General features: G+C 39.4%; 22 protein-coding genes. 3 read left to right on the forward strand and 19 right to left on the reverse strand.

Features of this window, described 5'->3' with window-relative positions:
• The first annotated feature begins 303 nt into the window (after positions 1–303).
• Complete coding sequence (locus Q4600_RS02330) at positions 304–1,365, forward strand: PLP-dependent cysteine synthase family protein (RefSeq protein ID WP_303517618.1); 1,062 nt, start codon at positions 304–306, stop codon at positions 1,363–1,365.
• 160 nt (positions 1,366–1,525) lie between these two features.
• Here the strand turns inward: Q4600_RS02330 and queE are convergent, their stop codons facing one another.
• Positions 1,526–2,194, reverse strand: coding sequence for a 7-carboxy-7-deazaguanine synthase QueE (queE, locus tag Q4600_RS02335; protein ID WP_248956341.1), 669 nt, complete (start codon positions 2,192–2,194; stop codon positions 1,526–1,528).
• A 238-nt stretch (positions 2,195–2,432) separates the two neighbouring features.
• Here queE and queC point away from each other — a divergent pair, with 238 nt between their 5' ends.
• Both queC and rrtA read left to right on the forward strand, forming a co-directional pair.
• Positions 2,433–3,116 carry a 7-cyano-7-deazaguanine synthase QueC gene (gene queC / locus Q4600_RS02340; protein ID WP_303517622.1) on the forward strand — a complete coding sequence of 228 codons (684 nt, stop codon included), beginning with the start codon at positions 2,433–2,435 and terminating at the stop codon, positions 3,114–3,116.
• 101 nt (positions 3,117–3,217) lie between these two features.
• Positions 3,218–3,853, forward strand: a complete 636-nt coding sequence (rrtA, locus tag Q4600_RS02345) for a rhombosortase (protein WP_303517625.1) — start codon at positions 3,218–3,220, stop codon at positions 3,851–3,853.
• Between the two features lie 77 nt (positions 3,854–3,930).
• Here rrtA and Q4600_RS02350 read toward each other — a convergent pair whose 3' ends face one another.
• The 18 genes from Q4600_RS02350 to Q4600_RS02435 all read right to left on the reverse strand — a co-directional run bounded on the left by Q4600_RS02350 (position 3,931) and on the right by Q4600_RS02435 (position 22,675).
• Entirely contained in the window at positions 3,931–4,404 is a 474-nt protein-coding gene (locus tag Q4600_RS02350) for a GNAT family N-acetyltransferase (RefSeq protein WP_303517628.1), read from the reverse strand.
• A 26-nt stretch (positions 4,405–4,430) separates the two neighbouring features.
• Positions 4,431–5,051 carry an FMN-binding negative transcriptional regulator gene (locus tag Q4600_RS02355; protein WP_303517630.1) on the reverse strand — a complete coding sequence of 207 codons (621 nt, stop codon included), beginning with the start codon at positions 5,049–5,051 and terminating at the stop codon, positions 4,431–4,433.
• A 127-nt stretch (positions 5,052–5,178) separates the two neighbouring features.
• The gene (locus Q4600_RS02360; RefSeq protein WP_303517632.1) at positions 5,179–5,610 is read right to left on the reverse strand and encodes an NUDIX hydrolase; all 432 of its coding nucleotides are present in this window, start codon (positions 5,608–5,610) and stop codon (positions 5,179–5,181) included.
• A gap of 97 nt (positions 5,611–5,707) precedes the next feature.
• Positions 5,708–7,087 (reverse strand): Na+/H+ antiporter NhaC family protein, encoded by a 1,380-nt coding sequence (locus Q4600_RS02365; RefSeq protein WP_303517635.1) that lies wholly within the window; start codon positions 7,085–7,087, stop codon positions 5,708–5,710.
• 226 nt (positions 7,088–7,313) lie between these two features.
• Positions 7,314–8,114 (reverse strand): 2-keto-4-pentenoate hydratase, encoded by an 801-nt coding sequence (locus Q4600_RS02370; RefSeq protein ID WP_303517638.1) that lies wholly within the window; start codon positions 8,112–8,114, stop codon positions 7,314–7,316.
• A 407-nt stretch (positions 8,115–8,521) separates the two neighbouring features.
• Positions 8,522–9,253, reverse strand: coding sequence for a FadR/GntR family transcriptional regulator (locus Q4600_RS02375; RefSeq protein ID WP_303517641.1), 732 nt, complete (start codon positions 9,251–9,253; stop codon positions 8,522–8,524).
• A gap of 70 nt (positions 9,254–9,323) precedes the next feature.
• A complete protein-coding gene (locus Q4600_RS02380) occupies positions 9,324–10,064 on the reverse strand; it encodes a FadR/GntR family transcriptional regulator (protein WP_102527217.1) in 741 nt (246 codons plus the stop codon).
• A gap of 310 nt (positions 10,065–10,374) precedes the next feature.
• Complete coding sequence (locus Q4600_RS02385) at positions 10,375–11,010, reverse strand: 2-dehydro-3-deoxy-6-phosphogalactonate aldolase (RefSeq protein WP_102435578.1); 636 nt, start codon at positions 11,008–11,010, stop codon at positions 10,375–10,377.
• The gene (locus Q4600_RS02390) at positions 11,010–12,032 is read right to left on the reverse strand and encodes a 2-dehydro-3-deoxygalactonokinase (RefSeq protein ID WP_102527216.1); all 1,023 of its coding nucleotides are present in this window, start codon (positions 12,030–12,032) and stop codon (positions 11,010–11,012) included. Before Q4600_RS02390 ends, Q4600_RS02385 begins: the two co-directional genes overlap by 1 nt.
• A gap of 20 nt (positions 12,033–12,052) precedes the next feature.
• A complete protein-coding gene (locus tag Q4600_RS02395) occupies positions 12,053–13,216 on the reverse strand; it encodes a mandelate racemase/muconate lactonizing enzyme family protein (protein WP_102527215.1) in 1,164 nt (387 codons plus the stop codon).
• Between the two features lie 78 nt (positions 13,217–13,294).
• Positions 13,295–14,719: an aldehyde dehydrogenase family protein gene (locus tag Q4600_RS02400; protein ID WP_102527214.1), complete on the reverse strand. Its 1,425-nt coding sequence runs from the start codon at positions 14,717–14,719 to the stop codon at positions 13,295–13,297.
• A gap of 443 nt (positions 14,720–15,162) precedes the next feature.
• Positions 15,163–15,426 carry a hypothetical protein gene (locus Q4600_RS02405; RefSeq protein WP_102527213.1) on the reverse strand — a complete coding sequence of 88 codons (264 nt, stop codon included), beginning with the start codon at positions 15,424–15,426 and terminating at the stop codon, positions 15,163–15,165.
• A 235-nt stretch (positions 15,427–15,661) separates the two neighbouring features.
• On the reverse strand, positions 15,662–16,669 hold the full coding sequence (locus tag Q4600_RS02410; protein ID WP_303517645.1) for a hypothetical protein: 1,008 nt from the start codon (positions 16,667–16,669) through the stop codon (positions 15,662–15,664).
• A gap of 78 nt (positions 16,670–16,747) precedes the next feature.
• Positions 16,748–17,527 (reverse strand): glucose 1-dehydrogenase, encoded by a 780-nt coding sequence (locus tag Q4600_RS02415; protein WP_102527211.1) that lies wholly within the window; start codon positions 17,525–17,527, stop codon positions 16,748–16,750.
• 100 nt (positions 17,528–17,627) lie between these two features.
• On the reverse strand, positions 17,628–19,247 hold the full coding sequence (locus Q4600_RS02420; RefSeq protein WP_241903427.1) for an MFS transporter: 1,620 nt from the start codon (positions 19,245–19,247) through the stop codon (positions 17,628–17,630).
• Between the two features lie 609 nt (positions 19,248–19,856).
• The gene (locus tag Q4600_RS02425) at positions 19,857–20,153 is read right to left on the reverse strand and encodes a hypothetical protein (RefSeq protein ID WP_303517651.1); all 297 of its coding nucleotides are present in this window, start codon (positions 20,151–20,153) and stop codon (positions 19,857–19,859) included.
• A gap of 407 nt (positions 20,154–20,560) precedes the next feature.
• Positions 20,561–21,457 (reverse strand): SMP-30/gluconolactonase/LRE family protein, encoded by an 897-nt coding sequence (locus tag Q4600_RS02430; RefSeq protein WP_303517653.1) that lies wholly within the window; start codon positions 21,455–21,457, stop codon positions 20,561–20,563.
• Positions 21,458–21,511: 54 nt separating this feature from the next.
• Complete coding sequence (locus Q4600_RS02435; protein ID WP_102527208.1) at positions 21,512–22,675, reverse strand: mandelate racemase/muconate lactonizing enzyme family protein; 1,164 nt, start codon at positions 22,673–22,675, stop codon at positions 21,512–21,514.
• Between the last annotated feature and the right edge of the window lie 149 nt (positions 22,676–22,824).

Here is a 22,824-nt window from a genome sequence, read left to right on the forward strand (position 1 = left end):
TCCCGAGTGGCCAAAGGGATCAGACTGTAAATCTGACGGCTCAGCCTTCGAAGGTTCGAATCCTTCTCCCTCCACCACTTCTTATGCTTTAAAATGAAATCTCATTTTATTCTTTATTTCTTGATTAAGTCTGCTCCGTTTTTAAACTGATATTTTTTGTTTGATCTTGTTCACATTAATCAGAACGCCTTCTATTACCTAACTGTAAATTAATGATTTTTACCTTTCATCAGCTAAAACATCCTTTAAGCAAAATATAAATAAGACTATGATATTGATCTCTTTTCATTTAAAGGTTCCATTATGTCTAAACAATGGGTTAAACAGGCAATCGCCAAAATCGAAGCGGACTTTCAGAGAAGCGCTGACACGCACTTAATCAAATTAGACCTTCCGCAACTTGATGGCATCGATATTTACCTTAAAGATGAAAGCACTCATCCAACAGGCAGTCTCAAACACCGATTAGCTCGCTCATTGTTCTTATATGCCATATCCAACGGTTGGGTAAACGAACACACCAGTATCATAGAGTCATCATCAGGCAGCACTGCCGTATCAGAAGCATATTTTTCACGTTTATTAGGTCTACCTTTTATTGCCGTCATGCCTTCATCGACCGCAAAAACCAAAATTGAGCAAATCGAATTTTATGGCGGCCAATGCCACTTTGTTGATCATAGCAGTAAGATATATGCAGAATCGCAACGTTTAGCAGAGGAATTAAATGGTCACTATATGGATCAATTTACTTATGCTGAACGTGCGACCGATTGGCGTGGTAATAACAACATCGCTGATTCTATATTTAATCAAATGCAAAAAGAGCCCTATCCAATACCTGAATGGATTGTGATGAGTCCAGGCACTGGTGGCACATCCGCTACCATAGGCCGTTATTTGAACTATCAGCAATTATCGACCAAGTTATGTGTTGTTGACCCAGAAAACTCGGTCTTTTACGACTACTATCATCAAGGCGATCAATTAATCACCTGTGAAAATGGCAGTAAAATTGAGGGTATTGGTCGACCAAGAGTTGAGCCTTCATTTATTGCAGGTGTTGTAGATGACATGAAAAAAATCCCAGACGCTGCTTCTCTTGCAACCATGAATTGGCTTGCCAAGTTGATTGGAAGAAAAGTCGGTCCCTCTACAGGAACTAATTTATACGGTGTGCTGGAACTTGCCTGCGCAATGAAACAGGCAGGCCAAACGGGTTCGCTAGTGACGCTATTATGTGATTCAGGTGAACGTTATCTTGATACTTATTACAATGCACAATGGATTGATAACAATATCGGCTCAACAGCGCAGTATGATGCATTGTTAGAAAAGTTTAATACGTCTGGTTCACTTAAATAGTCTCGCTTACTCAAATAGTCTAGCTTACTCAAATAGTCTAGCTTACTCAAATAGCCTATTTAATGACTAACTAGTTTGCATAAAAAAAACCGCTTAATAGCGGTTTTTTTTATAATCAGAATGCTGAGTAACTTAACGTGAAGTTCTCTTGTACAACTTATTAATCAATATCTAAATACTTATGTGTTTGGATTGATAATCGCCAGTTACGTGCAATACAGGTTTTCATCGCAAGTTCAGTCGCTCTTGGCTTTTGACTGATTGGTTGTAAACAAATGGTTTTACCTGTGGTATCTATTGGGTTTAACAATTCATCCAATTCATCGATATGTTTTTGAGTTGCTATAGGATGTTTTATTTCATTTGCACGCATTAATGCTTGATCAAGTACGGCATACCCACCCTTCATGTTCACTTTTGGCGATACGGTAACCCAAACGTCTTTATGACAAACCACATCAAATGTGCCACTGGTTTCAATTTGTATATCGTAACCTGCGTCAATCAATTCATTGGTTAATGCTGATAAATCATATAAACATGGTTCACCGCCCGTTAGAACAATATGCTTTGCGGTAAAACCTTTCGCTTTAAAGGCATTAATAAGGCTTGATGCATTATGTTCTGACCAGCGGCCGATAGTGCCATCAACTTGAATAACTTGTTCTTGTGAGACGTTGTTTTCAGCTAGCACTTCCCAGGTTTGCTTAGTATCACACCAAGAACACCCTACAGGACAGCCTTGTAGACGAACAAAAATCGCTGGTACGCCAGTAAACGTTCCCTCGCCTTGGATTGTTTCAAACACTTCGTTTACTGGATAATTCATGTAAATGCCTTACTTTTAAAAAGTGCAGATAATCATCTGCTATATAAAGAGTATGTTTTGTTTCGAGGGCGCATTTATAGATGATTTTCAATGTAGCTGCAAGTTTTTGCTATCGCTTGCTGCAATAAGATAAAATAGCTGGATAATGTATTTTTCAAACTCATACCGAGTCATTCTTAAACAACTGAGGTTCAGTTTGTTTAATAACAAGCCGATATGAGTTTTACAGTGAGATTTTATGTCAAAAGCAATCGTTGTTTTTAGTGGTGGTCAAGATTCCACAACGTGCCTAATACAGGCAATGACAGAATATGATGAAGTTCATGCAATAACCTTTGACTATGGTCAACGTCATAGTCAAGAGATTGAAATAGCTCAATCATTAGCTAAACAGCTTAATATCGCCAGTCACAAGGTCATGGATGTCAGCTTATTGAACGAGCTCGCTATTTCAGCGTTAACTCGAGATGCAATTCCTGTCTCACATGAACTGATGGAAAACGGTCTACCAAGTACGTTTGTCCCAGGTAGAAATATTTTGTTCTTAACTCTTACTGGTATTTATGCGTATCAGCTAGGTTGCGACGCTATTATCACGGGCGTTTGTGAAACCGATTTCTCGGGTTACCCAGATTGTCGCGATGAATTTATTAAGTCCATGCAACAATCACTAGCATTAGGTATGGATAAGCCACTTAAAATTGTGACGCCATTAATGTGGCTAAACAAAGCTGAGACTTGGGCACTGGCAGATAAGTACCACTCGTTATCATTAGTAACTGAAGAAACGCTCACTTGTTACAACGGCATTAAAGGCAGTGGCTGCGGAGACTGCCCTGCGTGTTTATTACGTCAACGTGGGTTGGATGATTATCTTAGTAATAAATCTACTGTGATGGCGTCTTTAGAGTCTAAGCAATAACGTTATTCGAATTATTTGATTCTAATCAGAATCGTTATCAAAGATTAAAATTTATTCTTAGCTACAATTAACACTATGACTCGATTTAAATGGATTTTACTATGCCAAGAAGCCGCAACAGCAGTGCAGGAACCTACTATTTCGCACTAGTAATCAGTGTCATTTGCACTGTGTTATTTGTCTCAACGATGACACCAATGGCAAACATAAACATGGATGCTTTACTCAGTTATCGTTACGACAATATCGCTGCTGGTGAACTATGGCGGATTGCGACTGGCAACTTACTCCATACTAACCTATGGCATTTGCTAATGAACTTAGCTGGTTTTTGGGTCATTTTGTTTTTACATGAGATGCACTACAAAGGTCATGCTAGCAAGTTTATGGGATTGTTTTTCAGTTTATGTATTCTTGAAGGCCTAGGTTTGTACTTCTTTTATCCAGAACTTAAAGGATACGTCGGTTTAAGTGGTCTACTGCACGGCTTATTTACCTTTGGCGCGTTATTAGACATCCGAAAAGGGTATATTTCAGGCTACTTATTACTCGTCGGAGTCTGTCTTAAAGTGGCTTATGAAATGTACTTTGGCGCGAGTGAAAGTGTTAGCTCACTGATTAACGCAAGAGTCGCCACTGAGTCACACTTCATTGGTGTACTTAGCGGATTACTTTGTGGTCTTGTTTGGTTGCCTCTTATTAGATTTTTCAAACATCAGAAATTGGTTTCAGGTTAGAGCGAATAAATTAAATGGGTGCAATTGAGCCCATTTTTGTTTGATACTTTAACCACAAATTAAGTAGATGCAAAAGATCATCGGTTGAGTGATGTTTGATATACATTAGGCCGCCACACTTGCATTAGAATTTCTGGATTATCTATAGGTAAATAACCAAACTGGGCATAAAGGCCATGTGCATCTCGTGTGGCTAACATCATTCTACGAAAATCTTTAATCTGTTCATGATTCATAATGGTATCGATAAGCCATTTACTTAATCCCTTGCCCCTGTGTTCATCAACAACAAACACATCTGCTAAATAACCAAAAGTTGCATGGTCCGTAATTAATCTTGCAAAACCGACTTGTTGATTTGATTCAGTTAACACACTAAAACAACTTGAATGCTCTATCGCTTTTTGCAACACGGCCATCGGAATATCTTTAGCCCAATAAGAGTGAGTGATAAATTGATGAACGATATTGATATCAATATCATTTTTATCTGTGCTAATTTTAAACCCTTTCACTTGGAGGTCTTTTCTATCACTGCCGCTTTTATCCATGCCATCACGCCTTACACAATTAGTCATTAGGTTTTATTTACAGAATGTTCAATCAGGCTCTTTGTATAAGCAAGTAAGGCTTTATCATCCATCCTTGACGACTTTGCTAAGCCATTTAATACACCTTGTTGATCAGCCTCTGAGCGATGCTGGCCTAGTTTCAGTTTTCCCTCAGCATGGGTAATTTCAATTTTAAAACCCACGATGGCTTTAGCGAGTTTTTGCTTATATTCCTCAGGAATAAAACCGCCACTTTCAGTTAATGACGGCTCATAATATTGAATCGTGTCTGAAAGTATTTGTAAGGTATCTTCGCTGCTCGTAAGACTTATATGCCCTTTTACATGCACAGCAGCATAATTCCAGGTCGGCACCGCTGGATAACTGTCATACCATGTGGGAGAAATATAGCCATGAGGGCCAGAAAACACCGCTAAAATAGCTTGGGTATCAAAAGCTTTCCAATGACTATTCGCTTTAGCAAGATGACCATATAAAGTGCCTAGTTCTCCTTCATCACGTTTTAATAATAAAGGGAGATGTGAAGCCGTTAAGTCTTGAGTGGTTAAAATGGCAAAGCTGAATTCATCTATAAAGTCATGGATCTGTTCAAGTGATTCCATTTGTAAGTTCTTAGGTATATACATATTGCTCCCTGCTATATAAAAAGCTTATATAAAAGCTTATATAAACTCCCTATGCTACTTGTTTAGGTTAACTCTTTATCTTAATACTTATCCTTTGGATAAATAATCTTACCTAACTAAGTTCAAGTTATTTAGTCTCTAAGTAATAAGCTAAACGCTGTTGTAATGGCAAAATGGCATCTTTGTCATTCATATATTCTTCAATCGACATTAATTGCCAATATTGACCTTCATCTCCAAAGTGAATCGACTCAATCTCTAGCTGTGTCGCCTGTGCAACAAAGAAGAATGAAATACCATCAGATGTTTGATTAATGGCTTGTTGTTTGTATATCAACCTCTCAGTAGGTAATGCAATAGAAAATTCTTCATGCAATTCACGTAACACACATTGTTCAGGCGTTTCATTTCCTTCTCTACCGCCGCCAGGGAAATCCCATAAGTTAGGAAAAGGGATGCTGTCTATATTATCTCTTCGATATACGAGTAGTTGAGCATCAAATATCAATGCTAATTTACACCCTGTAAAAGCGTGATTAGCTGAATCTATCTTGTTCATTTAATACTCCATTTGAGACGTTATAATCTTTGCCGATATAAAAAAACCAGTGCAAGCACTGGTTTTAGTCTCTGTTTTTACATTCGTTGCTAATACATTATGCAATGATGATAAAACCTATAAAGGTAATTGTTGCTGCGATTAGTGTATAAGGTAGCTGAGTAACAGCATGACTCACCAAGTTACACCCTGCACCTTGCGCTGCAAGTACAGTCGAATCACTATAAAAACAAGCCTGGCTACCAAAAGATGAAGCTGATAATAATGCGCCAATCACCAAAGGAATATCAGCATTAACAGCTTGTGCTAATGGCATAACAATCGGTATAGATACCGCAAATATTCCCCAACTAGAACCTGTAGCAAACGCGAGTATTGCCATTGCAATAAATACCACAGCCGGTAACAGCTGCGCTGTCATATATGGGCTTAAGCTTTCAATGACAAATTGCGGTAGCAATAATTGATCGCATACATCTTTGAAAATAAAAGCTGCGATAACGGTGCCGATTGCAGGCAGCATACTTTTAAAGCCATCAATCATTTGCTCCATCATCTCTGCAAATGGCATCAGCTTTTGTACTGCGTAATAAGGTATAGTTATCAACATTGTTGCTAATAAACCTAACCAGACATCAATGTCAAAATACACAGTGAAGCCTACCAACATGATTATCGGCACTAGAAAATTATGTAGTTTCCCTTGGTGATCAGCAGTTTTAAATTCATCTTCCATCGCTTTAACAGCGTAATCATTACTGGTTTGGATATCCGCAGATTCATCGACAGGGATCCCAATACCTTGGCGTGCTTTTAACTCAGCTTTTTTCATCGGCCCAATTAAAGGAATAATACCTAAAATAACCAGCGGCACCATAATGACAGCAACCCAGGCATACAACATATAAGGTATCGCTGACATATATACACTGATTGCTTGCCCCGTTTCTGCAATGCCATTGTCTACCAACAAGCCGCCAAAAAATACCGCCCAAGTTGACAATGGCACTAATACACAGATCGGCGCAGCAGTTGAATCAACAACATACGCTAGCATTTCACGAGAAATTCGAAACTTGTCAGTCACTCGCTTCATGGTTTCACCCACTGTAAGCGCATTCAAATAATCATCAATGAATATGGCAACACCCAATACAAACGTCATCATCAAAGACGATTTAGGGCCTTTGGCGACTTTCAGTGCATTTTTACCAAAGGCAAATGCACCGCCTGTTCTAACCAATAAAGCAATCAAAGCACCAAAAGTACCACACACTAAAATAAGCCAGCCGATGGTTTCATCTGCCATGACTTTAAGTGATATTTCTGAAAAGTTATTTAATGCTTCTGTTGGCTCAAGCATCAATAAACCCACAACAGCACCTATCACCAAAGCGAGAATAGGCCTTCTTAATAAAATTGCTAATATCAAAACAACCACAGGCGGGATCAAGCTGATCGCAGATGGCTCTGTCATGACGTCTTTCCTTGTTTAAATTTGATTTTGAAAAATGGAGATGCAAAATAATGTCGTTATGTCTTGGAGTCAACAAAAATAAAACATAAACAGCAAATAAAATAAGAATTTTTGACAAAGAAATCAACTATGAATAATTCATCATGACTGAATAAGCAGTCACCATATCGCAGGTAACTGAATAAACAGTCAAGGTTATAGGTTTATTCTAATTAAAAAGTGGAATTTAACGAGCAATAAACGTCACATCAAAGCGCCCTAAACCGCCGTATTCGAGTTTAAGAGGTACATCTAATGCCATTTTAACCACACCATAATACGAACCAGTAATGATTGCTTGGCCAGCTTGCAAACTAATCCCTCTTTCACTTAAATGATTTACTAACCAATACAAAGGGTTTTGTGGCAAATCACATGGGTGCCCTCCCACTACATTTTGTTGTTGTTCACCTTGTTGAAGTGACAAAGCAATATTAGACGCACTATAAGCTAAAGATTTTTCAATTTCAGGCCCCAAATATAGCCCCTGATTGCTTAAGCCATCTGCCAAGCGTTCAAAGTGATTAGCTGGATAGTCCTTTGTAAACCTTGGTTGTATAAGCTCTAAAGCCATTCTAGTTTCACCAACAGCCTTATCGATTTCCGCTTCTGAGTATACTTTACCGCTGGGTAAATCTTCAGTTAAAACAAAAGCAATTTCAGGCTCAATAAGAGCCTGATTGTTCACTGGCGCTATTGGGCATATTGTTTGTTCAACAACACTTTCACCAAGTAACGGCGCCACAATAAGACTGCCATCGTCACGTGGGGTTAAGCACTTCCAGCCAACCACAGGATGTTGATGCATTTCAGCCATAATCTGCTGCACTGTTAGCGCTTCAGATAACGAATCAGGTGCAGTAGTCTGTGACGTTTCAGCAACAGGCTTAGCAGCACCTCGTTGCAATAATAAATGTTTGGCATACCCAACTAGTTTGTCTGAAACCGTTAGTTTGTTTGTAAGATTGTTTGAGTCAGAATGAGCCACACTGGATCCTTGTGTAATAGTTAACTTGAATCATCTTTTGATTTTAAATAGTGCGTTGACTATTTAACTATGAAATAGCGATTAATAGTTGGAATCTGTTCTATAAAGTTAAACATATGATGTTTAACTGTGCAATGTGAATTTTTTCAAGGACAGTTATTAAAATCGCAAATCAGCTGACTTAATTTAGATACTCAGAATGTTACTGAAACAGAAACACAAATAGCATGGATATAGAGGCTAAACATAAGGAATAGACTTAGCGGAGCGAAATAACCTAATCAAATAGCTGTATCAAAGATCATTATTCATCATAAATAACATCAAAATAAAAAACGGCTCAATCAATGATTGAACCGTTTCTTTGAATACTCAAGCTTTAAAGACTCATTTTACAACACTGCTGTTTATGCCATTAATGCAACCAAACGAGCTTTAGCATCGCTTAATAAGGTTTCTGTTAATGATTGTGCTAATGCACCATCTTTAGCTTTAATTGCATCAAATACTTCTTGGTGAAATGGAATCGATGTTTTGTTTTCAGCATCATTTTGGTTAGTAACCCGAATACTGACTAACAAGGCTGAAAAAATCACGCACTCCATCGAAATGAATAACTCATTATGAGACGCTTTTAAAATAGCACTGTGAAAGTGCGCATCTGCAATCACAAAACGACCCACATCGCTTGTAGACGCTTCCATTTCAGCGAGCGCTTCAGTAATTGCTTGAATATCTTCATCCGTGGCATTTAATGCTGCGAGACTGGCAGCTTTAGGCTCAAATGCGAGTCTAAACTCCATCAATTGAGTTAAAAAGTCAGGATTAAGTGGTGCAGAAAGGTGCCAAGCTAAAACATCATCGTCAAGTAAAGCCCAGTTATTTCTAGGTTTAACACGAGTACCTATTCCTCGGCGTACATCTAATAAGCCTTTACCAACGAGAATTTTTACCGCATCACGAACGACAACTCGACTGACTTGATAGCGTTCAGCCAGTTTATTTTCATCATCAATAAGCGTACCAGGCACAAACGTGCCAGCAACAATCCTACGACCTAACTCTTTTGCTACTTGAACAGGCAAACTCGGTGACATCGAGTTCGTTCTTCTTAAATCGTAGTATGTTAATTCACTCATTAAATATTTTTCCAAAAAGATAACTACATACTATTTATCTGATTTTTGGACAATAGACAACCGTGAATTGTTAATTATTGTTACTTTGAGTTAAAGAAAGGCGAATACTGGCATCATTTAACAGTTTCTCGGTTAATTTTTCAGCTTTATCACCATCTTTAGCTGCAATCGCTTCAAAGACTTCACGATGAAAAGGAACAGAAGCGCCATTATCACGAGGGTCTTTATTGGTGACTTTAATACTGACCAATAAAGCTGAATATATCACTCCTTCCATAGAAGCGAGAAAACTATTGTTAGCTGCTTTCATCACCGATTTATGAAACAAAGAGTCGGCAATAATAAAGTCTTCCGCTGTACCGTCAGCTTTTGCCATACGTTCTACCGCTGATTCGATTTCAGCGAGGTTTTCTTCAGTTGCACGTTCTGCAGCCCATCTTGCTGCTTTTGGCTCAAATGCTAACCTAACGTCCATCAACTGTTTTAAAAACACAAGGTTTGGCGGTGCAGATAAATGCCAAGCTAAAATATCATCATCTAGCATGTTCCATTTATCGCGTGACTGAACACGTGTACCAATACCGCGTCTGACTTCTAGTAAACCTTTGCTTACTAGAATTTTAACGGCATCACGGACGACAACACGACTGACTTGATAACGAGATGCCAAGGCATTTTCATCATCAATAAGACTGTGGGCTTCGAATGCACCAGAAACAATGCGACGACCGAGTTCTTTAGCAACTTGTACTGAAAGACTAGGCGACATTCCTTGGGTGCATTTTAAATCGTAATATATTAATTCACTCATAGGTTAAATATAAACATAGTATGTTTAAGGTGTCAATTGAAACAATCTATGATTGAGACTTAATAATATATTGACTTCACATTAGATAAATTGATGCTTTGGGTGATAAGCAGAAGTAACTAAAAAAATAGCAGCCTTTCGGCTGCTAAAGCTACAACAGATACTTACTAGGAATAAGTATAAAGGAAAGCAAAACAACACTATTTGTATATAGCGACAACAGACAAGTTCGAAATCATCTCTGAAATGACTGAACTAATACAACTCACTGAACTCAGTTTACGGCATTATTGAACTCTAAAGATTTGGCTTAGTGAACTGTTAAGGTACTTTTATAACCTTGGACATATGCCATAGCGTTATGCTTAACTTGCTCAACACTCATCCCAGCTTTATATAAGCCGCTTCCTAAACCAAACCCACTGGCACCTGCATCAATAAATGCTTGCATAGTGTCAGGTGAAACGCCACCTACGGGTAAAATTTGGATGTCAGGCAATACAACTGACATCGCTTTTAACCCTTTGGGGCCAAGAGTATCAGCAGGAAATAACTTTAAAGAATCCGCACCTGCATGAATGGCTGCATAAGCTTCAGTAGGATTAAAAAAACCTGGAACACAATAAAGATTCTTAGCTTTACTGTACTTAATAATTTCAACGTCAGCATGAGGCGATATAATTATCCGACCGCCAGCAAGTTCGACTTGATCAACTTGCTCTTTGGACACCACCGTACCGGCACCGATCACAAGATTTTCACCGTACTTATCACTTAATAACTTAATGCTTTCGTAAGGTCGTGGCGAGTTGAGCGGTACCTCAATCACTTTATAGCCTTGTTCTACTAGCACATCTGCAATAGCGATAACTTCTTCAGGTGTCACACCACGTAAGATGGCAACTAAAGGTAATTCATTTAATGCATCTTTTAACGAAATAGCCATTAACTTGCTTCCTTAGATATAATTAAATTCGCCTGTTTAGCAATCGACAACATGCCAAGGGCTGATGCTTTAGCACTGCTCACTGTAGTCGACAAATACCCCAACTCTTTTAACGCTTCGCTATATAGGTTGTTTAGTTGAGAGCTGCCAATGAGATAAATATGTTCTAGGTTTGGCGATGAGGCTAAAACCGAACAAAGTTCTGATCCAATAAGTAAACCTGAAAGATAGCTAGTCACATCATCATCGGCTAAACGCTGCTCTAGCCTCAGTGTTCTGGCACTAAAAAGGTGATGCAGTAAGCCACCTTCACGCTGGCTTGTATGCACCCCTTGTAAAAAACCGTCCATATCTATTTCTTCAATATGCGATTCAGCACTTTTATCTAAACCTTTACCCAAAATGCTATGCTCAAGCACGATGTTGAACATCTCACCCGTCATATGCGTTGATAAATCATCTATCAAGGTATGGCCATGGTCGCTTTTCGCCATTCTTATCCATTTGGAGTGAGTGCCGGGTAAGCAAAACACTAATTTTTCAAGCTGGGCGTTATTTAAAAGGCCTAACTCATGTTCAATCAATGACACCGCGCCAAACACTTGCACTTCTTCACCGCGCATAACATCTGGTTGTAAATTAGATGTTTGGCATTTGAAACCTGGAACAATATGTAACTGTAACCCTGCTTGATTGTTCACTGCCTGTAATTGAGTTGCTGCTTGTTTAGCATCAGCAGGACACTCGACATAGCCTGCATCACACCAACCTTGTGCACTGCCGACCATGCCAGCCATTAATACAGGTACAACATTTTTCTGCGCACTAATGTCATTCAACCAAGGTTGAATTTGTTCAAGTAAAGCAGGTTCAAATTGCGCTTTTTCAAGGCACAACATACCTTGTGGTGACGTCACTTCGGACAAAATATGGCCACTTTTATCCAATAAGAAGGATCTAAAGTTACTACTACCCCAATCAACCGCTATAAGTGCAGGTTGAGGCGATGATGCATCTATCATGGGAGAATTCTCTAGAAAGGTTAATTAATGACTTCGTAATGTTTAATAAAGTCAGGATCAGGTTCAACACCAATCCCTGGACCTTGAGGTAAGGCAACACTGCCGCCACTGTCTTTTACTTGCTTTAAGATATTAAGCGGCTCTTTAAGTAAGTCTTCACGAAAACGATTCGGTGTAGTGTCATATTCAAGCATGGGTTGTACTGGATGCGCTGCCCCCGGTAAATCAGGTAATGCAGCTAGTAAATGAAGATTTGTACCGACGGCAATTGCTGAGCCCCAAACATGATTAATCACTGGGATAAAATGAGCATGAGCCATCGCTAAAACTTTTTGGTATTCAGTAATGCCGCCAAGTGCGCACACCTCAGGTTGCAGTAAGTCTACACAACGGTTTTCAATTAAGTCTCTAAAGCCCCAACGGGTAAACTCAGCTTCGCCACCTGCGATGGTCATATCCAACGCTTCACATAAATCACGATAACCTTGCTTATCTTCAGGAGCGACAGGTTCTTCAAACCAGTGAACACCTAAATTTTGTAGCTCACGCCCCAATGGAATCGCTTCTCTAGCAGTATAAGCATGATTCGCATCAACCATTAGACGCATATCGTTACCGATGCCTTTTCGTACAGCTTCTACGAGTTTAATGTCCCTATCAGGACTTAGACCGATTTTCATCTTAGTCGCAGTAAAACCCATTTCTTTAATACGAGCACTTTCATCGGTAAATCGAGCTTCTAAGTCATCAAAACGTTGTAGCATCATGCCGTAACCGTAGGCTGGAATACGCTCTCTAAATGCCCCGCCAAGTAGTTTATACACCGGCTGCCCATGAAACTTGCCTGCAATATCCCACAAAGCGATATCTACACCCGACAATGATTGGATAGGCATTCCCTTTTGGCCATGATCACGCATCAGGTTGTAGACCTTGTGCCAAATTACTTCCCTATCCAGTGGATCCATGCCTAGAATCATCGGCTGTATTACTTTTTCAACAATAGTTTTATTGGCAAAAGCAATACCGCCACCGCCAAAACATTCCCCCCAACCTGTAATACCTACATCAGTAATGACTTCAACTAAATGGGTCGTTCTTTGGGCGTAGTATTGCTGCGAATAACCTAATTCTTCTTCAAGATCGTATTGCAATACGTGGCTTTTTATTTCAATAATTTTCATCGAATAACTTCCTGGTAATACCGAATCAGCGATACTGAGACTTTTGCTAAGTAACTAATAAAGAACTATTGCTAAAAACTAAACGGCACGAGAGACTCGTTTGTAAGCAAGGTAATCGTCCAGCGCTAGCAAGGAACAATCGACTCCAACTCCAGATTGCTTAATACCAAAATGAGGCAAATTAATCGCATATTTAATGCCATTCACTTGTACTTCTGCAAATCGTAGCTCATCAGCAAACCGCGTAACTCTGGCTTCATTAGTCGTGAAAATAAATGATGACAGGCCTGCCTCAGTGTTATTAGCTTCAGCTAAAACCTCATCATCTTTACTGAAAGTCATGATACTGATAACAGGTCCAAACACTTCCTCTTTAGCAATATCCATCTCAGGAGTGACACCACACAAGACAGTTGGGCTATAAAAATAGCCTGTTTCATGTCCTTCGGGCTTACCGCCACCCGTTAGTAACGTGGCACCTTTAACAATCGCATCTTGTACCAGTGCATCGATTCGGTGCCATGATGAAGCATCCATAACAGGTCCCATATCAATATCAGCTGTTTTATCAAAACCTACTTTGACAGAATGAGCACGGGTCAAAATCATTTCAATAAACTCATCTGCAATGGATTGTTCAACAAGCACCCGATTTGGTGTGACACAAATCTGACCTGCGTTCGCGAATTTCACGCCACAAATCACGTCTGCAGCATTGTTTAAATCAGCATCAGCAAAGACTATTGCAGGGGCATTACCGCCTAATTCCATTGAGTAGCGTTTAATGGATGTGGCGCCCGTTGCGATAACATGTTTACCGACATTGGTAGAACCAATTAAAGTTAACACTGAAGGGATAGTTGATGCTGAAATTGCATCGCCCACTTTATGATCCGGACCAGAAATAATGTTCACCACACCAGCTGGTAAGCCTATTTTTGCGCATAATTCACCAACGGCGTAAGCAGATAAAGGAGTTTTAACTGAAGGTTTAATGACAATCGGACAGCCCGCAGCCATTGCGGGGCCAATCTTGTAGGCAAGGTTTAGTAGTGGAAAATTCCAAGCTAAAAATGCTGCTGCCACACCCACAGGCTCACGTCTAAGTTCATGAGTATGAGTGCCCTCTTTATCTTCAAGTGTTTCTTGCTCAAGGTTCAACATAGCGTCGGCGTAAAAATTTAAGCTATCCACCAACATTTGGTAATCATCTTTTGTTGATGACCAAGGTTTTGCCATTTCAAGATGGATGCACTCTCTAAGATGTTGTTCGTTTTCAATCACAGCATCACGCAATTTGTACATCCAATCGGTTCTTTGCTTAATCGAGGTTTTAGACCAAATTGGAAATGCTTTATTTGCAGCCGCTAATGCTTGTTCAGCCTGGGCAATATCTGCTGCTGCAATACTGCCAACAGGGGTTAGAGTTGCAGGGTTGATAACTTCAGTTGTCAATCCACTAGAAACCAACTCACCACCGATATATAGTTGTTTTATAAGCATTAGCACAGCTCCATTTGTATATTTCTAATACGCTATTCGTTAAAACCTGTTACATAAACATCATAAAGTCATGGTGAGTAAAACCCTCTTTACTCACAGATAACACATCTAATGACTAGGCAGTTAACCAATAAAAGAATAAATCGCATAACATGATAAGTATTTAAACATATGATGTTTAAGAGTGCAATATACAAAGCCTAAATGTTTACAAAAATGTTAACAAAACATTTACCTTTGAGGATACAAGTAGGATGTTAAGGATTGCGACTTTGCTGGCGAAGATAAATAACTGGCAGAACTTAGGAAGGAATATTTAAAAAGCGGCAATATTTTAGCTAGCCGATAACAAGCTTCTATAAGGTCTTGCTATCGTTTTATATTAAGGTGCTGAATTAGGCTATATAATGATATGTTTGAAAAGATAGTAATGCTATTAGTATTTATTTGGACTTACCTTTGGCATCATTTTGACTGCTCACTAAGCGACCTAAATACTCCGACAAACCAACACCTTTGCGAACGGTTTCGGCCCAGTGACTACCTAAGATAAAACCAATAGCTGTGCAAACAGGTAATATCACACCTGTTAACTCTCCAGTTAGATATAGGCTTAATACTGCGCCAATACCTGCACATAATAACGTTGGAGACAGTGCGATTGAAAGCCACAATAATGATTTTACAAACAGTTCTATTATAAGCATTGAAGTTCCTTTTCAAATTAAATACAAGATTTAAACTATCATAAATTCAATCAATTAAGAATAGAATAAGCATGAGACTATGAAAGAAAGGTCCATAGCAGGATAAATTGTTAACGTTAGCATATAGGTGCTGTTAAATAGTAAAAAAGAAATGACCTTAATGAATGTCTCCGTAATAGTGATTGCTTTTCATGTTTAACTTGCGACACAAAGCGAAAGAGATAGGTCTGAACAATTACCCTTTAATAAAGCACTCGATGGACCATTTACGACAACTGTTTGCAAGAAGAACTGCTACAGAATCTCGTTCAACAGCCTCTTTTAATGAATCCGCACTTCCTAAACAAGGCTCTAAGCCAATGACATAAGCGGGCGCTAAATCACTGCCTGACCAACCACAATAATTAAGCCATAAGCCAAAATGTGAAATCTCACCTCGATTAAAGCGAAAACCACACATCTGCTTGCGCTCTGGTTCAAAGAGCGCGACTTCAACCAGTTGATTACTATCTTCAGGTATTTGCCGAACTAACTCATTACTGAATAGTTTACTAGCAAATTGGCTAGATTCAGGCATTACGTCAGCAAGGCTAACCACTTTATCGGTTGATTCACCAAAATAAAGCCAGTTTATGTGTCGTTGTGAGGAATTAAAAAAGTCTTTAAAACCACTGTCAGCCCGGAATTGGTGGATAGATTCAGATAATTGAATAGTCATCCCCTCTTTAGCTGCGAATATAGGGTGCATAGACCAGACAAATGGTAAATCATCTGCTCCGTGATTAGTTACACAATACTCAATTGTAAAATAATCACTTTCAGTACTTAAACTGATGGTTCTCTCAAATGTATACGGTAATTGTTTACTTGTGCAAAGCAGAGTCACAGCTACATACCCATTAATTTCAGCGACTTTGCTAACTTGCCATGGCATACACCATAACTCACCATGATCGGGAATTTTGACGTGACTGTAGTTAGGGTGGGAATAGATTTCCTGGCTAATACTTGGGAAACACTCATCCCAGCCACCTATGTCATTACCATCAACAAACGAATCACCATATTGAGCTTTGCTAAGCTGGCCGTATGGCGTTTGTTGTAGCCATTCATGCTGCATGGTAACGGACTTAAGGGAAATGATTTTGCCCCCAAGTTGAGGCATGACAGTCATAGACACTTGGTTATTAGCTATTGTGATTGCTTCAAAGCCATCAATTTTAGAATAAATTAACTTTAACACTGCAGATTAACGCTAAACACTGTACAGCATGTGCCTATCAAAAAGCGCTCATCGACAATCGCCCAAAACAATGCGCTTTTAATCATGATAAATAACTGAGCGACCACCATCGACGACAAGGCTTTGACCTGTCATAAAACTTGAATCTTGACTGGCTAGAAATAAAGCCGGTTTTGCTATTTCACTGGTAGTGCCGTTACGCTTTAAAGGATGCACCTCAGCCATAGCTTGACGAGAGCTCTGCGGATCGTCAGTTGCGTCCCAAGATTTAAATGCCATTGGCGTTTCAATCATCCCAGGGCAAAGTGCATTCACGCGAATGTTACTGTCAGCAAATTCGACAGCTAAATTACGTGTCAGGCCTATGACTGCATGCTTGGTAACCGCATACGGGAAATAACCGGGTACAATTTTAAACGAGTGCACTGAACCAATATTAACAATACTGCCGCGGCCATTTTGTTTCATGTATGGATACACAGCTTTGCTGCAATACCACATTCCATCGACATTAACTGAAAAACTTTTCTTCCAAGCATCGACCGACACATCATCAATTTGGTTACCAGGACTAATTAAGGCGGCATTATTAATTAACACTGTAGGCTCACCTAACTCCTTAACTGTTTTTGCTACCATTGCATTGACCAAATCTTCATCTGCAATATCTACAAATGCGAAAATAGCCTGATGACCTTGAGCAACCAGTTTATCGACCACTTGTTGACCTAATGTTTGGTTCATATCTGCTACGCAAACTTTAGCCCCCTGCTGACAAAATTCTTCAGCAATGGTGCAGCCAATACCGTCAGCACCACCGGTAATAATGGCTACTTCACCCATTAAACGATCAGACATATTATTCTCTTTTTTTTTAATTAGTTAGGTTTTCACACTATGATTAAGAACTGTAAGCAAACCAGTTAACGAGACAGTAAACACCCTGTTAAAGTTAGTGTTAACGCTCGTGTACCAATTCACGCTCAATCGCTTCAATGGTCTTGCCTTTTGTTTCAGGCAAAATCAACGCCATGACAATACAACCGATAAACGCAACGCCGCCATAGTATAAAAAGGTATTCGCAGCGCCCATGTTTTCTAATTGCCACGGGAAAAACTGTTGAATACTCCAACTTGAAATACTTTGCACTAGTGCAGCAAAAGGCAGCGCCACACTTCTCACTCGGCTAGAAAATATTTCAGAGAATATGACCCACATAATTGGGCCAATTGACATATTAAATGCCGCTAAAAATGCGAATAAGCCAAATAAAACAAATGCTGGGTTGATGGTTATTGATTCGTTAATCACCACACCACTGATCAAAGGCAATTCTTTTTTAGTATACACACTGGCCAAATCTGCTTTTAATGCTACATCTGTGTCATAGGTTTTACCCAAAAATGGTAATAATTTGTCAGCATCGACCTGTTGCAGTGCCACTTTTTGAATAACAGGCTGGCTAATTTGATAACTCGCGTTATCAAAACCGTACCAAATTGATCCATGCGCTAACACAATCAATAAAAGGCCTGATACCGTAAGTACTTTCCTACCTAATTTTTCTACGGTAAAAATTGCGACTAAAGTAAACAGTACTGAAACTCCACCTAATACAATAGTTTGTAAAAAAGTATCTTCTACACTCATACCAATTTGCTCAAATACAGTTGGCGCATAAAACAGCACCGCATTCATCCCTGTCGCGCCTTGAACAACGGCATACACAACAGCAATAATAACTAAAAACCGCATTGGTTTGCTAAACAGTAATTTAAGCTGCTGTACGACAGTATTTGTACTGTCTTGTTTAATGGTTTGCTTAATATCAGTCATTAACTCACTGACTTCACCTTGTGCAGTGATTTGCTCAAATACAGCTTTAGCCTCATCATCTCGCTGCTTGCTCAGTAACCAACGTGGTGATTCCGGGATGGTAAGCAATAACGAAAACCAAATAATATTTGGCACAATCTCGAAGCCGAGCATTAAACGCCAAATATTCTCATCCGTTAATGATTCAATGCTGCCCATAGAGCTAACAAGAAAATAGTTAATAACAAATGCAATCAAACTGCCTAAAGTAATAAGCAGCTGATTAACAGAGACAAATTGACCGCGCTGTTTTGCAGGGGCTATTTCACCAATATACATGGCCGAAACAGTGATTGAAGCAAATGCCACACCACCAATAAACCGCCCTACTACTAGCATTTCATAACTGTTGGCGAATGAAGAAATAACAGTAGATAACGAGTACGTGAGTGCAATGCCAAGCAACACCTTTTTACGACCAAAACGCTGACATAAGCTACCAGTGAAGAACAAAGCTAGAATAACACCAACAATGGCACAACCTACGACGTTACCTGTTTGTAAACTGGTTAACTCAAATTGAGAGCTAACAAATCTTAGTGCTCCAGAAATATTCGCAGCATCTAAACCAAATACAAAGCCACCAAATGCGGCAATCATTGAAAATTTAATCGCTTGAAAGTGCTTATTTTTATCAGTCAGTTTGTTATCGGCCCGCTTATTACCAGTAGACGCCGTTTCTGACATTGTTGTTTCTAGCAAAGTGATATCCCCACATCTTGTTTCTTAATTACCCTGTCAGAAAACATCTTTATATATGCAATAACGCAAATTAAAAGCTGATATTTTCAAATACAAAATAAAGAATGAATCATTCCATTAACAAGATTTAAACATATGATGTTTCAATAGGCAACATGTTTGTTGACTATATTAACATTGGGATATTAACATTGGGATATTAAGTGGAGTGGATACAACTGAGAGCAATAAGGAATTCAAAATAGTTGAATCGACTATCAAATAATCTGACTAATGGTGATGGCAGAGTACAACGATAATTGATTGTAACTTACTTTACTTTTCAGGTTGTTACTACATTTATTTTTTACAAAATACACATTTTAAACGTATAAATAGCGGTGAAGAAATCAGTAAAGAAAAACGAAGTTAGGAAGGATAAATTACTCTGCAAATATCTATCGAGTGTATAAGCATAAGCGCAATACTGTTTAGCCGTGTCTTTCAATTGATTGTTATGAACAGGCTGGAGACGATTTTTGTGCTGAAACAACAAGTTTGTAGTCAGATAAAAGTGTTAACTCTGCATAACGTTACGCCTAGCCTATATCTGTCTGACTTCATTCAAAATTACTTATTCGTTTCACAAACACTTAAATCAAAATCATCTGGTATTTCGTGTGGCATTTGCTCTACTTGGAAATAACCCCAAACAGAAAATAATATAAATAAGCTAAGTATTAAAAGGTGAAATATTGACTTAGCACTTGCTTTCCAGCCTCGCAGAATTGGAGTGGGTTTATATACTTTTACCCCTTTAGGCGGAAACTGTTTATGAATAATGCCTTTATATCCAAGAGGTACAGTAACCAAACCGATTCTGACGGCACTGAATAGCGGTAAACCTACAAATAAAGCATGCCACATGACTGTGATCCCAGAGTAACCGAACAGAGTTCGGCAATGTACAGTATCAACATACTCATTAATAAAAGGGAGGTACCACTTTTCATTAATTATGAGTATCAGCACAGCCAATAGAAGAAATAAAAATATCCTCTTAAACTTTTCAGGTTTTGAGAACTCTTCTGCGTATTCGATAACGCTCTCCTTGTGTAAAGTGTAAAGTGTAAAGTGTAAAGTGCAAAAGCTTCAACACAGGGCTGATAATGCTAGTCCAAAATGTGTAGCGAAGCAAAACCAAGCTATAGCTAGCTGCTTGATTACGTTGAGTAGCATGCTTAGCTCAAATCGCTAATTTGAAGAAGTAGAGTGACCCACACGAGTGTGAAGATAACACTGTCAGTAATTTACCCCTTTATTAACTGACAGTCTTATTCCGTTAGGTTCACAGCAGGCTCAAATAGCCCTTTGACTTTAGTATCTAACAGGATTGTCGTGCCATGGATATTTGCGGTAACTGGCGCTTCCTCGAGTCCACATTGTGCTGAGGTAGTAAATAATTTATCCGCGAGTTCTCCGCCAAATGCCGGACAAGTTGGTCTTGATGTACCGGTATCTACCCTTTCGAGCTCTTTACCTTCTGGCGAAAGGCAAACTATACAACCACCATCCCATAATGACACCCAAACATTACCCTCTGCATCTACAATCGCACCATCTGGCGACACTGCTGAGTCTGAAAAGTCAAAGAATAGCCTTGCATCTCGACGTCTAAGCTCTGAATCAGAAAATTCATCAACAGGCCAACCTGTAACGGCATCTAAGCTAATCCAATACATTTTTTGCGCGGCCGAATCGGCGTAATATGCGCGCTGACGTGATTTATCAAAGCACATGCCATTGGGAATGGTTAAATCGGTAATTATGGTCTTAAGTTGACCTTGGTAATAGCGATAAAAACAGCCTTTGTTTGGCGTTGCGTCATTATCCATAGTGCCAATCCAAAAACCGCCCCAAGGATCGGCTCTGCCGTCATTACTGCGATTCGAGCTAACTTGATGCTCAACATGCACTATTAACTGCGTTTGTTTCGTATCGAGATTGAATCTATACAAGCCCGTTTCAGTGGCTATGACTAAGTGGTTTTGATCGACCCAACCTATTGCCGTCACCATTTGATCAAACGTATGCTGGCTAGTCTGTTCACCTTTTCTACTCATCAACTGCTTATTAGGGAAGTCGACCCAATATAAAGTGTCAGTTAAAGGGTGCCACAGTGGGCTCTCGCCAACATAATTAACTCTACTATCAAAAACCTGACTGCTCATGTTATTCCTTTGATTCGCCTGTGGTATTTTGCGCCACTTTCAGAATAATTCTGATTACCAATTAGTATGTGAACCATCACGTTTACTTAAATGTGGGGCTTCTGTCTCTATGGGGGTTGCTTGTCTAAATGCCGCTTCATTTACTTCTACACCCAAACCTGGAACATCTGGCAACATAAAAACGTTACCTTCAAGTTCGTGCTGTAATGGGAATAAATTAGTGTCATGGGCTCCGAATGGACTGAATGGTCCTTGATGGGTTTCCATTAAACTAAAATTAGCTAAAGCTGCGGCAAAGTGATTTGTTGCAGCTGTACAGACCGGCCCTAATGGGTTGTGAGGCATCACATCTATATAATGCGCTTCAGCCCACCCTGCGACTTTCATCGCTTCAGTTAGGCCACCAATATTACAAACATCGACACGTAGATATTGAGTTAACCCTTGTTCAATATAAGGTTTGGCCGCCCATTTCGAACTAAACTCTTCACCAATAGCAAACGGAATATTTGTCATGGTGCGCAGTGTTTTATAAGCATCAGGTGATTCATTGCGAATAGGTTCTTCGATAAAGTCCAGCGTATCTGGTGCTAATCGCTGACAAAATGAAGCCGTTTCCGCCACACTTAGTCTATGGTGATAATCAATCCCCAAGGTAATATCTGGTCCAAGAATTTTGCGTAGCTCATTTAAACAACGTGCTGTGCGAGTAATAGACTCTTGTGGTTCAAATAATTTAGGATCGTCAAAGCGACTTGGGATCACACGAATTGTGGTCCAGCCTAGTTCTATTAGCGCTTTAGCTTCGTTCACGAGTTCATCTAAACGGTCAGGATCTGCCTCAGTATAGCAACAAGCAAAACAAGGAATATTGTCTCGCTGTTTACCCCCTAACAGTTGATAAACAGGTACATTTAGCTTTTTACCCAAAATATCGTAAAGCGCAATATCAATTGCTGATATGGCAGCTGTTATTACCCTGCCACCTTCAAAGTAGTGGCTTCGATAAAGCTCTTGCCAAATACGACCTATTTGTCTTGCATCTTTGCCTTTTAAAAACTGGGCAAAGTGTTTAACAGCGCCCATCACTGCATATTCACGGTTAGATAAACCAGACTCTCCCCAGCCGATAATTCCGCATTCTGTTACTACTTTTACAAGTAACTGATTACGACTACCAACACAGCCTAGCAGCGCTTCTACAGATTCAATTTTCATTTAAATGCACCATCTAATTATTATCATTATTTTTGCGGTTATTCTGTTCTTGCCGATGACTACACCGAAGCCAGTTAATCTACTTGCCAATAATTTAACTTTTTACGCTAGTTAACAGGCTCTTGGCTAAAGTAAAAGAACTTAGTTAA

Source organism: Shewanella sp. 2_MG-2023 (genome assembly GCF_030548905.1).
In the GTDB taxonomy this organism is placed as follows: Bacteria; Pseudomonadota; Gammaproteobacteria; order Enterobacterales; family Shewanellaceae; genus Shewanella; species Shewanella electrodiphila.